General features: G+C 48.8%; 13 protein-coding genes. 6 read left to right on the top strand and 7 right to left on the bottom strand.

Going from position 1 to position 14,744, the window contains the following annotated elements; genetic code table 11:
- The first annotated feature begins 130 nt into the window (after positions 1–130).
- From ubiE to QUB63_RS35000, 6 genes are all read left to right on the top strand, one after another.
- Positions 131–847 carry a bifunctional demethylmenaquinone methyltransferase/2-methoxy-6-polyprenyl-1,4-benzoquinol methylase UbiE gene (gene ubiE / locus QUB63_RS07910; protein ID WP_332944302.1) on the top strand — a complete coding sequence of 239 codons (717 nt, stop codon included), beginning with the start codon at positions 131–133 and terminating at the stop codon, positions 845–847.
- Positions 848–963: 116 nt separating this feature from the next.
- Entirely contained in the window at positions 964–2,196 is a 1,233-nt protein-coding gene (locus tag QUB63_RS07905; RefSeq protein WP_332944301.1) for a DUF445 domain-containing protein, read from the top strand.
- Positions 2,197–2,361: 165 nt separating this feature from the next.
- Positions 2,362–2,670: a DUF3493 domain-containing protein gene (locus QUB63_RS07900; protein ID WP_332944300.1), complete on the top strand. Its 309-nt coding sequence runs from the start codon at positions 2,362–2,364 to the stop codon at positions 2,668–2,670.
- A gap of 334 nt (positions 2,671–3,004) precedes the next feature.
- Positions 3,005–3,580: an alpha/beta hydrolase gene (locus QUB63_RS07895; protein WP_332944298.1), complete on the top strand. Its 576-nt coding sequence runs from the start codon at positions 3,005–3,007 to the stop codon at positions 3,578–3,580.
- 518 nt (positions 3,581–4,098) lie between these two features.
- Positions 4,099–4,257 carry a hypothetical protein gene (locus QUB63_RS07890; RefSeq protein WP_332944297.1) on the top strand — a complete coding sequence of 53 codons (159 nt, stop codon included), beginning with the start codon at positions 4,099–4,101 and terminating at the stop codon, positions 4,255–4,257.
- Between the two features lie 51 nt (positions 4,258–4,308).
- Positions 4,309–4,446, top strand: a complete 138-nt coding sequence (locus QUB63_RS35000; protein WP_332987524.1) for a hypothetical protein — start codon at positions 4,309–4,311, stop codon at positions 4,444–4,446.
- Positions 4,447–4,660: 214 nt separating this feature from the next.
- On the opposite strand, the gene QUB63_RS07880 is transcribed toward QUB63_RS35000, so the two are convergent.
- From QUB63_RS07880 to QUB63_RS07850, 7 genes are all read right to left on the bottom strand, one after another.
- Positions 4,661–4,885, bottom strand: coding sequence for a hypothetical protein (locus QUB63_RS07880; protein WP_332944295.1), 225 nt, complete (start codon positions 4,883–4,885; stop codon positions 4,661–4,663).
- 242 nt (positions 4,886–5,127) lie between these two features.
- Positions 5,128–5,868: a low-complexity tail membrane protein gene (locus tag QUB63_RS07875; RefSeq protein WP_332944294.1), complete on the bottom strand. Its 741-nt coding sequence runs from the start codon at positions 5,866–5,868 to the stop codon at positions 5,128–5,130.
- A gap of 451 nt (positions 5,869–6,319) precedes the next feature.
- Positions 6,320–9,487: a translation initiation factor IF-2 gene (gene infB, locus QUB63_RS07870; RefSeq protein ID WP_332944293.1), complete on the bottom strand. Its 3,168-nt coding sequence runs from the start codon at positions 9,485–9,487 to the stop codon at positions 6,320–6,322.
- Between the two features lie 384 nt (positions 9,488–9,871).
- Positions 9,872–10,183 carry a YlxR family protein gene (locus QUB63_RS07865; RefSeq protein ID WP_332944292.1) on the bottom strand — a complete coding sequence of 104 codons (312 nt, stop codon included), beginning with the start codon at positions 10,181–10,183 and terminating at the stop codon, positions 9,872–9,874.
- Positions 10,184–10,311: 128 nt separating this feature from the next.
- The gene (gene nusA / locus QUB63_RS07860; RefSeq protein ID WP_332944291.1) at positions 10,312–11,607 is read right to left on the bottom strand and encodes a transcription termination factor NusA; all 1,296 of its coding nucleotides are present in this window, start codon (positions 11,605–11,607) and stop codon (positions 10,312–10,314) included.
- 302 nt (positions 11,608–11,909) lie between these two features.
- The gene (gene rimP / locus QUB63_RS07855; RefSeq protein ID WP_332944289.1) at positions 11,910–12,374 is read right to left on the bottom strand and encodes a ribosome maturation factor RimP; all 465 of its coding nucleotides are present in this window, start codon (positions 12,372–12,374) and stop codon (positions 11,910–11,912) included.
- Positions 12,375–12,940: 566 nt separating this feature from the next.
- Positions 12,941–14,392 carry a hypothetical protein gene (locus QUB63_RS07850; RefSeq protein ID WP_332944288.1) on the bottom strand — a complete coding sequence of 484 codons (1,452 nt, stop codon included), beginning with the start codon at positions 14,390–14,392 and terminating at the stop codon, positions 12,941–12,943.
- Between the last annotated feature and the right edge of the window lie 352 nt (positions 14,393–14,744).

Below are 14,744 nucleotides of genomic sequence, written 5' to 3'. Positions count from 1 at the left end.
ACAGCATGACATGAATGGACGGATTAATTATATTTTACGGCTGTCAATGAGCAATGACCAATGACCAATGACCAATCACCAATGACCAATGACCAATCACCAATTACCAATTACCAATTACCAATGACTGATGACTAATAACTCAGAAGAAATTAAAACTATATTTAATCGAATTGCACCAGTTTACAACCAAATGAACGACTGGTTGAGCTTGGGGCAGCACCGGATTTGGAAGCAAATGGCGGTGAAATGGAGCGGTGCTGGCCCCGGAAATACTTGTTTAGACTTGTGCTGCGGCAGCGGGGATCTAGCTTTGCTCCTGGCAAAACAAGCAGGGCCTACCGGTTCAGTATTTGGAGTAGATTTTTCCGCCGAACAATTGGCCGTCGCGGCCAAGCGCGATCGACCTTTTCTCACCCCTGCAAGTCCCATTTCCTGGGTAGAAGCTGACGCCCTAGACTTGCCTTTTGCCGACAATTACTTCGACTGCGCCACAATGGGGTACGGGCTGCGCAACGTGACAGACATCCCCCGCAGTCTTCAGGAATTGCACCGCGTGCTCAAACCCGGTGCAAAGGCTGCTATTCTCGACCTCCACCGCCCCAGCAATTCCCTGATGCGGAGCTTTCAGCAGTTTTATCTCGACACTCTCGTGGTGCCAGTTGCTCAGCAATTTGGGATGACTCAAGAATATGCCTACATTAATCCTAGTTTAGAAAAATTCCCGATCGGCCAGCAGCAAGTCGATCTCGCCCGCCAAGCCGGATTTGCCACCGCCACCCACTATCCCATTGCCGGAGCTATGATGGGAGTATTGGTCATTAGTCAGTTGACAGTTGACAGTTGACAGTTGACAGTTGACAATTTCCAATTCCCAATTACCAATTCCCCAATTCCCCAATTCCCAATTACCAATTACCAATTCCCAATTCCCAATTCCCAATTCCCAATTCCCAATAATTGATGAATCCGTCTGACATTTGGCTGTTGTTAGCCCCACCTGTAGTGGGAGGAATAATTGGCTATTTCACTAACGATATAGCTATCAAAATGCTGTTCCGCCCCTATCGAGCTATCTATATCAAAGGGCGGAAGTTGCCTTTCACTCCCGGATTGATTCCCCGCAACCAAGAGCGCTTGGCTAAGCGAATTTCCGACACAATTATGGGTTCGCTGCTGACGCCGCAGGAACTGCAAAACTTAGCGCGCCGCCTCCTGCAAACCGAGCGGATGCAGTCGATAATTCTCTGGCTGTTGCAGTTGGCGCTGGATCAGGTAAAATCAGATGCCGAACAAAAAACTGCTAAAATTCTCGCTAACATTCTGCGAGATTTGCTGGGGGAATCTGTGCCGCGAATTCTCAAAGTTTTGGCGCGCCGGGAAGATTTTTTAGAAGCTCAGCTAAATCAAATTTTTGACCAAGTTTTGCTGGAAATTCAGTTAACTGAAGCTCAGGCTGGCCAGTTGGCTGATTGGCTGTTGCAGGTAGTAATACCGCCGGAAGTGCTGCGACAGACTTTAATTGACTTTTTGACCGATCGCAATATTTCGATTATCGATGAAGGGTTTCGAGAAAAAACCAGCGGCACTTATTGGGTTGTAGCAAATTTGTTTGGTTTGCGCAACACTTTAACTCGGCTGCGGACTTTTTGTCTGGATGACAGACAAGCGACTAATCAGCGGTTAGCAGAATTAACTGTTTCTTTGGGAATTCGCGGGCGACTTCAGGAATGGCTGCAAAATTTGTCGATGCAAAATTTACCGGTTTCGACGGTGAGACAGTTGCGAAAAACAATGCGCGACAGCGTTCGCACCTACGTTCAACAGCGGGGTACGGAGGTACTTGACGGGTTGAGCAAATCTATTGACTGGGAAAATATTTCGCGGTTGATTCTCAATCGATTGCAAACTTCAGCGGTGATGAGCGCTTCCCTGGAAATTGTCAGCAAAGAACTGGCTTTGGTTTTAGAGCGCTATCTGGAGCGGGATTTAGAAAATATTGTAGCTCAGGCTATCCCGATTTTGAATATCGACCAGGTGATTGTCGATCGAGTCAAAGGTACTTCTCCGGAAGAGTTGGAGTTAGCAATTCAGGGAATTGTCAAAAGCGAGTTGCAGGGAATTGTCAATTTAGGAGGCATTTTGGGTGTTTTAGTCGGCTGTTTGCAAACAGTTGTGCTTTTGCTTCAGCGATGATTTATTTCGGCAGTTGTGAGATATTAGTTGTAGCCTAATATTCACTCTCTCTGACACGCATAGTACCAAAAATCCGCTTTCTGGGCAGTATTTGGCTATCCTGACGATTTATATTACAAACCGAGTTTTTTGTCAAGCGTCCTAATTCACCTATTCTCTAAATTTATGGCTGCCCCAAATTCCGACGATCGCACTTTACTCCCAAAAAACCCCCGCAACCTCAGCCGCCAACAATACGAGCGTTTAACCGCAGAAATGGCCGCTCCCTACCGGCCTCTGCGACAGTTGGTCTACGTAGCTTGCGGCGCTTCCGGCTTTATTGGCGGCGTCGTTTTCCTCGCTCAAATTGCCTCGGGCCGGGAAATGGGCTCTGCTTTGCCCAATTTTGCCCTCCAAGTCGGAGTCGTGGCTCTGATGGTGTTCCTGTTTCGCCTGGAGCAGCGCGCCGAAGCTCGATCGCCCAAATCGAAGTAACAAAATTTACAAATCGATACAAAAAGATATCTGACGCAAGGAAAAGTTATAATTATAAAGAAATTATTACGAAACCCTGGTTTGCGATCGATCCCTGTCATAATCAAATAGTTGGTTCAATTGGGGTCAGCAAATTTAAAGGCCCTAATCATAAACCGCTTGTAATTCGTTCAATTGGGGTCAGCTTTCATAAAGACCCTAAATATATTAAATAAATTTAAGCCCAGCGCCAGCCTTCACTGATAGAAGAGTTGGCGTTGGGTATTTTGCTAGGAGCGGGAGATTGGTAGATGTGTCACAGTCTAATTAGACAAAAAAGTTGGAATATTTTACTATGAGCAGATCGTTTATTACAGGGCGGTGGACGTTATTTTTAGCAGCAGGTGCGGGAATTGTATTTTACAGCAGCGCTGCGGTGGCTGCCGAAAAGGTAGTCCTCAAATACAGTGCGATCCGAATGACTTTACCAGTCAGCGAATTAGAAATTTTTGCTGAAACTGGAAAAATGTCGCCCGGGTTAGAAATGCTGCTGGGAAATGCAAAAAAAGACCCGGAAGCGGTTCGCCGCAGTCTGATGAGACCGGTCAAAGTCAGTCAAAGCTTGTTGGATCGGACGCTCAACAGTAAAGTTGGGGAAATAATTCTCGATGAAGTGGCTCAGGTAATTCGCACTCCTTCTGGGAATGCAAATCGAGAAGCTTTGCGCGAGGCTTTGGTGCTGTCTGCAAGTAATGATAGCGAGATTACGCTGCTGGAAGCGATGAAGAATTATCCGGCTCCAGAGGTTAATGTTGAGGGCGATCGCTTAGTCGAAGCTTACGGCAAACTTGTAGCTTTGTCTGAACAATTTGGCGGCGTTTCAGAACGGCTGCAAGACATTTTGAACAAGATTCGCCTGCCTAGATTGTAGCGGATTTTCTCCTGGAGGGTTGATTTGTGCGATCGCAGCATCTTTCTTTCGCTGCATAAATTACAGCGGAGTCACATTTTATTTGTGCAAAATTTGCCGGATTTTAACTTGCCTGCAAAAGAAGTGTCGCGATAGATGTTCGATGGTCTACAAAAAGTTTAAATAAAATAACCGTATTTTTACTGAGGCAATTATTTTGACAACAAAATGCGGGCAAGAGCTTGTGTATCCCCCATCAACTAAAATACGATCGGGTAGCACCTTGCAAATTATCTATCTTAAGATAGAGAAACGGTGTCAGAGCAAGGCGCTGGCGGAAAAATGGCAGGTCATTAGTAAGCTCCTACTATAAAAAATGCCATTACGCAACGGATTGCCCAAAACTCTTGACCAATAAAAGCTAAAAAAACGGTGAGAGACTGGATTAATTAACAGCACCTCAAATCTCAATAAGTCGTACCGCTCGGGGTAGTAAACTTGCACTCCATTGACTCTATTTAGTTGGTAAAACTAGCAACATGAACAACAATCCTATTCGTTCAAAAGAGCGTTTCTTGGTTTTCGGCTCTCCGGCGATCGAAGATGCTGAAATTCAAGAAGTGGTGTCAACAATGAAAACAGGTTGGTTGGGTACAGGCCCGAAAGTCATGACTTTTGAAAATGACTTCAAAGCTTAGAAGGTTTCCCAGCACGCGATTGCAGTCAATTCCTGTACGGCGGCACTCCACTTGAGCATCCTCGCTGCTTCGTTAAAGCTGGGGGATGAGGTCATTACTACTCCGATGACTTTTTGCGCTACAGTTTCAGAAGAAGGCGCTCCTGACTCAATCGCGCTCATCCTAGAACTCAAACTGAACGTACATTGATTAGGCGACACGCCGGTTACGCTCGCTTTTGCTACAACATAGCGCGTACCCTTTACTCGGGTTCGCTTTAGATAAATCTTATGTAGCAGAAATACTCTCCCCTGCAATTTGAACTCCGAAGTTGAGAGTTCACTCAGATAGCATATTGGAGGGGATAGGGGCGGAATTTGACGTTGAATTTCACAAACCATTACAATCTCTGGTCTTGCTACGCTCAGTAAGCCAAAGTTTCTAAAGTTTCCCGCAGATAGGAGCGAACCTGCTGATCGATGGTGACATTTTGCTGCTGCAGGTCAAAATTGAGTTCTAGCTGCCAGCGTTGAAATCCTGAACTTGCGCCGATCGCGGATTTGAGACTGCCCCAGATTTCAGAATCTTCGCACAGCTCGATCGGCTCTGCGGTGTGAGGTTCTTGTGCGATCGGTAGATAATTCGCCATATTTTTATACCTCTGTTTTAATCCCCTGTAAGGATTGAAAGCTTAGCTTGACACTCTCTATTATAGATTCTTCTCTCCAAATAGCCAATATAAAATATCCACAACCTGCGATTAAAATTTAAATATTAAGACTATTAATAATCTCTATCTGAGGAGGGGGATTACCTATTTTTTTTCACAGCATACATCTGTACAAATTAAAGTAGCTTAAACTACAATTGTGCTCATCTTAATTTTTTATTTCACTTTTTTTCGCTCGACTGTTCGGGTAGAGATGTAACGCCGTTGGTGTCAGCAGCTTTTGGGTTGACAATACTGCCGGCTGACGAATTCCCAATTGCCGATGCTGGCCCAATTGACTCTGCGGGTGCAGCCACAGCGGCAGTTGTCTCGGCTGCCAAAGCCGGCAAAAGTCGATCGCAGGGCCAAGGTGCGATCGTAAAATCCTGCCTAATTTTTTCTAAAACATGAGGCTTTGTCGCTGCAAATTCTGATTCCGGCGTCAGCAAAACCGCCATCACACTAGCAGACACCTGCAAAAACAAATTGCTCGCTAAAAAAGCCGAAGCTGCCAACAACAATCCAGCCCACCGCCAGGAAGGAGGAAACGGAGCAACCGTTGCCGCGAGGGGAGCAAATCGATATAGTTGCCACAAAATTACTGCCAGCAAAACAGCGACAAAAAGAGCGACTCCTTGATTTAACTTAGTTTTAAACCGAGCCAGAATCCGCTGCTGCAAAGAAGTTAAATTCTGCGGTTTCACCGCGACAACTAAAATACTAAAAATGTAAAAAGGGCGGAACCACTGCATCCACAGCACAGGAGCAATACCTGCTACAGCCACTATAAACACTTCTAACCAGACAGGGAGCATGGGAGAACCCACTGCGAGTCCCAGCAAGCACAGTCCGAGGAAAATCGGCAGTGCAGCCGCCCCAGAAAGGTGAATCCACAAGAAAGGATCTGACCAAAAAGAACGCACTTTAATTAATTATTAGCGATGAATTATGAGTTTTGAATTTGGAATTTTGAGATTCTTGGATGCACTCTTGACCCTGAAACCCAATGTGAGGAGTAAATATTTAGCGCTAAAACCGAGGATGTTGGGGATAAACCCGGTTGCTTTGCGTAAGTCTTATTTGAGTGCGTGAATTTTGAATTTTAAGCAAGGGTAAAGACGATTAGGAAGTTATTAATTCCTTCTTCCTTCTTTCTTCTTGTTTCGGTCAACTGTCACAGGTCAACTGTCAACTGTCAAGGGGTCAACTGTCACAGGTCAACTGTCACAGGTCAACTGTCAACTGTCAAGGGGTCAACTGTCAACTGTCAGATGAGTTTGGGAGTATTGAGTGAAGAGAATAGTTGCGAGCGATCGGCAATTTAGTTGCCTTCACTCAAAACCTCTCTTCCAACTCAACACTCACAACTCAACACTATTGAGATAGAGTCCGGCGCTTAGTAACCATGCGGTAGGCTTCAATAATATCGCCTTCGGCCCAGTCGCTAAACCCGCTCAAGGAAATACCGCATTCGTAGCCTGTATTGACTTCCTTGGCATCTTCCTTCATCCGTTTGAGGGAGTCGAGGACACCTTCGTAAACGACACTGTTGCCGCGGCGCACCCGCACCTTACAGTTGCGGATGACCTTGCCTTCGAGTACGTAACATCCAGCCACAGCCCCGCGACCGATCGCGAAGACAGCGCGCACTTCCACCTTACCCAGAGGTTCTTCCACCAGTTCTGGTTCCAGCAGACCTTCCATCGCCCCTTGAATGTCATCCAAGAGGTTGTAGATGATGCTGTATTCCCGCACGTCTACGCCCGCAGAGTCTGCCGCTTGGCGAGCGCCGGTGGCGAGAGTAGTATTGAACCCGACAATCACAGCATTGCTGGCTGCTGCTAGGTCAATATCCGTTTCTGTGATTTCCCCGGGAGCAGATAGCAGCAGTCGGAGTTGAACTTCTTTTTGAGGAAGTTGAGTCAGAGCGCCGACAATTGCTTCGAGGGAGCCTTGGACATCTGCCTTCAAGATCAAGTTTAGTTCCTTAAGAACGCCTTCCTTAGCTTGTTGAGAGAAGCCGCTGAGGCTGATCCGGCCGCCTTGCAGCAGGCGGGAATCTCGTTGGGATGTAGCTCTTCCGCTGGCGATCGCCGCTGCTTCTTTTTCGTTTGCGAAGACATCAAACTCGTCTCCGGCGCGAGGAACTTCCCGCAGCCCCAGCACTTCCACCGCAAAGGAGGGAGTTGCTTGGTCTACGCGATCGCCCCGATCGTCGATCATTGCCCGCACCTTACCCAGAGCCGAGCCTGCGACCACAATATCGCCCACTCGCAGAGTACCGTTCTGCACCAGCAGAGTTGCCACCGGGCCCCTTGCCTTGTCGAGGTGAGCTTCAATCACAGTACCCTTAGCAGGTCGGTTCGGGTTAGCGTTGAGGTCTTCCATTTCCGCGACTGTCAGGATCATTTCCAACAGCGTATCCAGGTTTTCCCCTCGGATAGCGCTGACTGGAACCATCGTGATATCGCCGCCCCAGTCATCTGCGACCAAGCCGTACTCAGTAAGCTCTTGCTTCACCCGTTCCGGCTGAGCGCCCTCCTTGTCAACTTTATTGATAGCCACAACAATTGGCACTTTCGCCGCTTTCGCGTGGCTGATAGCTTCAATTGTCTGGGGACGCACGCCGTCGTCCGCCGCCACCACCAAGATGGCGATGTCCGTAACCCGCGTTCCGCGAGCCCGCATTGCTGTAAAGGCTTCGTGGCCGGGCGTATCCAAAAATACCACCTGCTGGCTGTTGCCTTCGTGTACCACATCCACGTGGTAAGCACCGATGTGCTGGGTAATTCCCCCAGCTTCTCCCTGAGCCACCTTTGTTTTGCGGATCGAGTCTAGCAACGTAGTTTTGCCGTGATCCACGTGGCCCATAATCGTTACCACTGGCGGACGGCGCTGGAGGTATTCCAAATCTGCTTCGTCCAGCATCTCGATCACTTTGATCGCTGGGGCTACTTTTTCGGGAGTTTCTACCTCTACGCCCATTTCTTCGGCTACCATTCTCACCGCTGGAATGTCCAGGGTTTCGGTAATGTTGACCGCAATGCCTTTAGAGAACAACCGCTTAATAATTTCGGTTTCGGGAACTGCCAAAGTAATTGCTAGTTCTTGAACGGTCATCGGCCTGCTCAGCAGCAGCTTTTCAGGACGTTCTACCTTAGCTTCGGCTGTTTTGCCGCGGTTGCCGCGTCCCCCGGTCGAACCTGAAGAACTTTTATCGTGAGAAGGGCCCGGTCTCTTATTTTTGCCGCTGCTTCCGGGTGCGCCCGGAGTTGGTGTTGACTTGGGTGCTGCTTGTCCTTTTGCTTTAGCTGGGCGGGCTAGGGACAGGCTGACGGTGACTGGTGCTGGCAGATCCAAGCCGTTTTCTAAGTCATCGTCATCCTCGTCTATCGGTTTGAGGCGAGAACGTTTTGCCTTAACAGCCTTGGCAGCTTTGGCAGCATCTGAGTTTTCGTCATCATCTTCTTCCCAAATGACCGATGTCTTTTTGGCAGGACGAGGGAGAGTTGGCCTGCTCAGGAGAGGAATCTCCAGCAACGGCGTATTATCTTCTTCATTGTCATCAGTGTCATCCCCTGCGGCTCCGGTGTCACCGCCCCGGCTGCGCAGCCCGGTAGCTGTCGTTGCGGGGGCAAGGCTCCGGCGCGGGCCACCGGGCTGGGGTCGATCGGCAAGTTGAGTTTTGACTGGGCCACCAGCGCCTTCCCGGCGCGGTATGCGCGCGTCGCGAGATTCGGTAGGAGATCCCGGTGTAGGTCTGCTGGGGCGGCTCGGTTTAGCCGGCGCTTCCAGAGTTTCTGCCTGTTCTGATTGCTCTTGCGAGGGAATGGCAAGTTTCAGTACCGGCTTGCTTCCGAGATTTTGTGGGTTGCGGCTGGCCGACTCGGACGCCGGTCTGACTGGTGGCGACGTGAGTTTTGCCGACGGCCCGGGGGGGGCGACCGGCGGGCGCTGGGTGCGTTCGGGAGCCTTGGACGACGGCGCGATCGGTGCTGCTGGTGCTTGAGCCGGGGCGGTTGTTTCCTCGGAGATCGCACCTACAGTTTCCGACACTGTTTCTGACTCCGACGCCGACACAGCGACATTTGGCTTCGACAGTACAGGTCGATTGATATTTGGTTTAGCTGGAGGCTGGAGTTGTTGAGCTGCAGGCGATTTGGGAGGAGTTGCCACGGTTGCCCCTGGCTGGTTTTTTTGCTCCCCGTTGCCTGCAGGCTGGGAGGAAGCACCAGCCTGCCGTACTTTTGGACTGCGTATTTCTAAAATTTGCTGCTTTTTTTGTTGGTCGTTAGGGTGAGGGCCAGATTCTCTAGATGGCGCTGCTGCTCTTTCGGGGGGAGCTGGCTTGCCGGGGGAAGAGTGGCTGCTGGCTACGTATTTTTCCGCCGTTTTGCGAATGCGTTCTGCTTCTGATTCTGTAATTGTGCTGCTGTGGCTCTTGACTGAAATATTGAGCCGCTCGCAAACTGCCAAGATGTCTTTATTATCCAAATTTAGTTCCCGTGATAATTCGTAAATTCTTACTTTGCCGTTGTTCATCCACTCTGCCCTCTTTTGTGCCAACCAGTTTTTACATTTTGATTTTTTGTTCTAATGACGACATCATTCGCTGTGATTGATTCAGTGTCAGGAATCGGGTTTTGGTACTCGCTCAGCAATTTTATCTAAAAGATGCAACTCGCTGAAGTCTGCGGTTGGAGAATTCTCAAGTCTTTTTGGGAACGCGGGAACTCTGGAGTCTGAATTTTGGCAACTGCCACTTTCTCAAGCTTCAAAGTTTGCCTTTCCACCTTGAGGATACCTCTGCTAGTACCCTACCCTTATCTAATCTGACACAAATCTTTCCAGACTGGTGGGCAGATCGGATTGGGGTTTGAGAGCTGGCGCTACCAGTAATTATCTGGTTTGGGGTGCCTAGAGTGTTTATGTCGAGGCCGAACTCTTGTCGGTTTGGCGCCCGGTTGAGGCACTGTCAGATGTACAGTCAGATGTGGCTAAACGCTGCCCAAGTGTTTGGTACAGTTCGTCAGGCACAGGCGCTTTGAGCGATCGCCCAAGTCGATTTTTTTTCTGAGCTGCTTTGAGGCATTCTACTTCCGGACAAAGGTAAGCGGAACGACCGAGGCCACGATCTAATTGTACCTGATGAGAAGGATAGAGCCTGACTACTCGCCAAAAAGCTTCCTTATGACCTATTTTTCGACAACTTGCACAACACCGGTAGTTCGGTTTCATTTCTTGTCATCCGGGGAGAGGGGGAGACGGGGAGAGTGTCGGAGGGGGAGAGAGTGTCCGAGGGGGAGAGTGGGGGAGTTCTCCTCCTTGTCTCCCGTGCGGGAAAATAAGAGTGAATCTCGCACTTTTTAGACTGTGGCAGCCGTTTCGTCCGTGGCTGCTGCCTCCTCTTCCTCAAATTCTGCGGTTTCCGGAGCGCCGTCGAAGCCTGATGCTTCGTCTTCGTCTTCGTAGTCATCGCCTGCTAGTTCTTCGAGCCTGCTTGCTTCTGCTGCCAATTTGGTGTCTTCGGCGTCGCGATCGTACTTAGCAATATCTTTGATATCGATTTTCCAACCAGTCAGGCGGGCTGCGAGGCGGACGTTCTGACCTTCTTTACCAATGGCGAGACTCAGTTGGTCTTCAGCGACCAAAATGTGAGCGCGCCTGCCTTCTGGGGCAACCAAACGCACTTCATCTACTCTAGCTGGGCTCAGAGCGTTGGCAATATAGGTTGCTGGGTCTGGAGACCAGCGGATCACATCTATTTTTTCGCCGCGCAATTCGTTGACTACTACCTGAATCCGCGATCCCCGCGCTCCGATGCAGGCTCCTACCGGGTCTACGTCGCGATCGAGGGTATCTACTGCTATTTTAGTCCGGGGGCCGACGTGGCGGGAGGGCGGATTTGCCTCCCTGGCTACGGCAACAATCCTCACCACCCCGTCTTCTATTTCTGGTACTTCGTTAGCAAACAGGTAAACCACCAAACCTGCGTCTGCTCTAGAAACAAGTAACTGCGGCCCTCTAGTAGAGCCTTCGCCTACTTTTTTGAGATAAACCTTGAATGTAGCGTTGGCCCGGTAATTGTCGTTGGGCAACTGTTCGCGCTTGGGGAGTTCGGCATCTACTTCCGGCTGACCGAAGCTGCTGGTGACTGCTAAAATTACGGACTGCCTCTCAAACCTTAGCACTCTTGCTTGAAGAACGGTTTCTTCTAAATCTTTAAACTCTTCTTGAATCATTTTGCGCTGTTGGTCGCGCAGTTTTTGAGCGAGAACTTGTTTGGTCTGGATGGCTGCCATGCGACCAAATTCTTTTTGATTTGGTGTGACATCTACGAGCACGATGCTCCCAGGCTGAGCTTCCGTCGCTACTTCTTGCACTTCCGAAAGCGATATTTCGTGATCGGGATTGACGACTTCTTCGACAATAGTTTTGTTCGCTAAAACGCGGAAACCTTCTTGTTCTGCGTCGAGTTCCACATCAAAGTTGTCGAAGTATTCTTCGCTGAAGTGGTCTAGTTTTTGGGTGCGGCGGTAGCGTTCGTATCCTTTGAGCAGGGCTTCTCGCAAGGCTGCTTGGACGGCGTGTTTGGGTAAATTTCGCTCTTTGCTAATACCTTCGACCATTTCTTTTAGTCCGGGCAGGGGAACCATTGACATAATAAAACACTCCTTTTTTGCTGTGACAATACTTAACTGGTAATCGGTAATCAGTAATGGGTGATTTTAGAGAGAAAGTGATGGCTGATGATTGATGAGTTACAGGAGAGGATTAGGGAATTTGGGTGTTGTAACAATTTATTTTTGGTTCAATTATTCAACCCGCTCCTCTAGATGAGATGTGCTTAAAAATTAACTCGCAGCGAAGCATTTTCAGCTTACTGCGAGGCAATCTCAAAACTCAAATCTCTCGGTGAACAGGGGCACCGCCCCTACAACTCAAAATTCAAAATTTCCCTTTACTACTCCTTTCCTTCGTCTAGTTCAACTTTGACAATCTGAGGGCGGGGAATTTTCACCTGTCGCCCTTTTTGATTGAGATAAACAGTTGTTTCATCCCGGCCTACCAGTAGTCCTTTCCACTCTTTGATTCGCGAGTCCGGTTCGGTGGCTTTGACTGTGACGGGGAAACCTTTAAAAGTAATGAATTCTCGATCGCTGCTGAGCGATCGGGATATTCCGGGACTGGAAATCTCTAGCACGTAGGCGTCGGGGATGATGTCGGTTGCGTCTAACTCGGCTTCCAGGGCTGTGCTCATCCGCTCGCAGTCGGCTAAACCCGTGTCTTGCTGGAGGTTGCGGATGTCTACCCGCAAGACGGGAGGATTTTGGTTGGTGTGAAACACTGCTCCCACTACTTCCAATCCCAGTGTTTCCGCAACGGGGGTAGCTAAGTCAATGATTTGTGGGATTAGGGGATGAGTCATATCGAATACTTAAGTTAAAACTCCTGAACTCGTCTAAGGCAAGGAAAAATTTCGTGTTGAGATTGCTTTGCTTTGAGGTGGTTTTATTGGGTTGCTGCGACTTTCGCCTTCAACTTTGGGACTTACCCAACATCGCTGCTGGGGAGCTCAAGCGGGGGAATTATCCCTACTGGATGCGTCCTCAACGGGCAAGTCTGACGCCCCGATCTCTTTTCCTGCGACTAATGCAACAAAAAAAGTGGGCTTGACCCACTTCTAGGTAAAACAATTTCTTCCAAGAAGTTTGAGGTCCGCTTCCGATCGAAAGTCTGCCTCATTTTTCATTTTAGCTCGATCGCCCGCCCAGTGACAAACCGCCTTCGGAACGAGCCCATTGGCGGAGTGGGGAATTGGTCAAACAGGGCATTGAGCATGGGCCTGCATAGGGCATCGGCCTGCATAGGGCATCGGCCTGCATAGGGCATGGGGCATTAAGCATCGGCCTGCATAGGGCATCAGGCATTGAGCATCAGGCATTGAGCATTAGTTCGCCAACTGTCAACTGTCAACTGTCAACTGTCAACTAACTAACGCGGGGCTATGCGTTGCAGTTCTTTAGCTTGTTCTAAAATTTTCTCGAAGTCTTCTTCGCTCAAGCGCTGGATGTAGTTGATTTTGAACTCTTCTAGGAAGTCGCACAGCAGCAGTTGTATTTCTTGCAAGGTTTGCTGCTGTTGCAGTTCTGCTCCTAAAGCTTGCCCGAAATGCTGGACTAGCTGGCTTGAGAGTTTGGTACCTACAGGGTCTTCGCTGGCGATTTTAAAGGCTTCGTAGGCATCTTGGGGGCCGATGGTGACTAATTTGGATAGTTCTGCAACTAATTGCTCTGCTAGCTGTGCGGGAAGGTTTCCCAGTCCGGGTACTTGCTTCCATCCTTGATAGAGGGGGGATTGCTTGAGAAATATTTCTATATTGTAGCCCAGGAGGGCTTCTAGGTCTGGCTGGAGTTGGGGCAGGACTTTGTAGACGGTGATTTGGACTAGATGGGTGGCGATCGCTTCTATTTCATTGATATTGTTAATGTCTAGATAGCGCTGTTTGTGGGATTGAAACAGTTGACGGGCTAGTTCGCCTGTGGTAATTGATTGTTGCATCTGGTTGATCAGTTGAATTACTACTACTTCGGTCAATTCTTGGGCGAAGTTGGCGACGAAACCTCGGCTGATTTGAGTGCGTATGGGTTGGAGGTCGGGCATTTTTGCTTGGTGGATGCGAATTGTGACGGGTAATACTCGCAACAAGCGCCAGAATGGGAGGAACAGAAAGATGTCGTACCACCGCCAGAGCATGGCCGATCGCCAAGTGACGCTGGGGTGGCGGCGGCTGATCGAGTAGGTGCGGGCTAGAAATTCGATCGCGAATATGGCAATAAATGGCAGGTCGAGAAGCCAGAAGTTGTCGGTAAATTCGCCGTTTTCTCCGATCGTGCGGTAATAGTTGATGGCGATTAAGGGCTTGATTTTGGCGTCAAACCATTTGATTTCTTGTTGCCAGCCTTGTTTGTTTAAATAGTCAGGGTTCCAGAATGTTTGGAATGATTGTTTGGCGGAGTCTTGCGGATTGGGGGCGCGATCGCGTATCCGGTCTTTGATTTTTTCTAGGCTGCCGCTTTTTGATGCTACTCGAAAGGGATCTTCGTCGATCATGTTGGCGCTCAGATTGTTTATTTCCTGCAATTTGGCTGCTACTTCTGGAGAGGGCAAGCCTGTTTGCACTACTTGATTTTTTAATTGTTCTAAGGTTTCTAGATATTTCTGGGTGTCTCGGTGGGCTTTAATTCCTTTAAAGGGGTCGTATATTTGGGTGATAACTGGTAGTTGCCGGAAGTAGAAATCTCGCCATGGGACATAACTTATATCAAATAATACGAGGCTTAAATTTCCTAGGGCGACCAGTGCCATTAACCGCTCGAACAATGGTACTTTGGGTGATTGTTTGCGGGAGTTGGAAGTTTGAGAGGGCTGTAGTTTTGGTGTCACTGGCTATTCCTAATTAAGTAGACCGATCGAAATAAATGTAACTGGTAATAGCTGAAAAAAGGAAACAGCTTAAACTGGCTAATGGTCGCGATCGCGATCGGATTGCGGTCGAGCAAGCTAGTATTTATTTTAACCTCGGGAGAGTTGGGAAGTTTTGGATGGTTGATTTTACCGGGTTGGGTAAACTTTTATACTTGTAAAAGATTAAGGTCGATTCCAGCGGACAATAGCTTCGCTGCGCGTACTTGAGGGAAGCAGCAGCTCCGGTTAGTCTGGTTCTCTCTCGCAATAAAATTATATCTCAGGCAGAATCCTAAGTTTTTTTTCGGCGTTGCAGAGCCAACTGGGCTGG

The organism is Microcoleus sp. ARI1-B5 (assembly GCF_036705795.1).
GTDB lineage: Bacteria > Cyanobacteriota > Cyanobacteriia > Cyanobacteriales > Microcoleaceae > Microcoleus.
The sequence above is the reverse complement of the archived record's forward strand: the minus strand, read 5'-3'. Positions and strand labels throughout refer to the sequence as shown.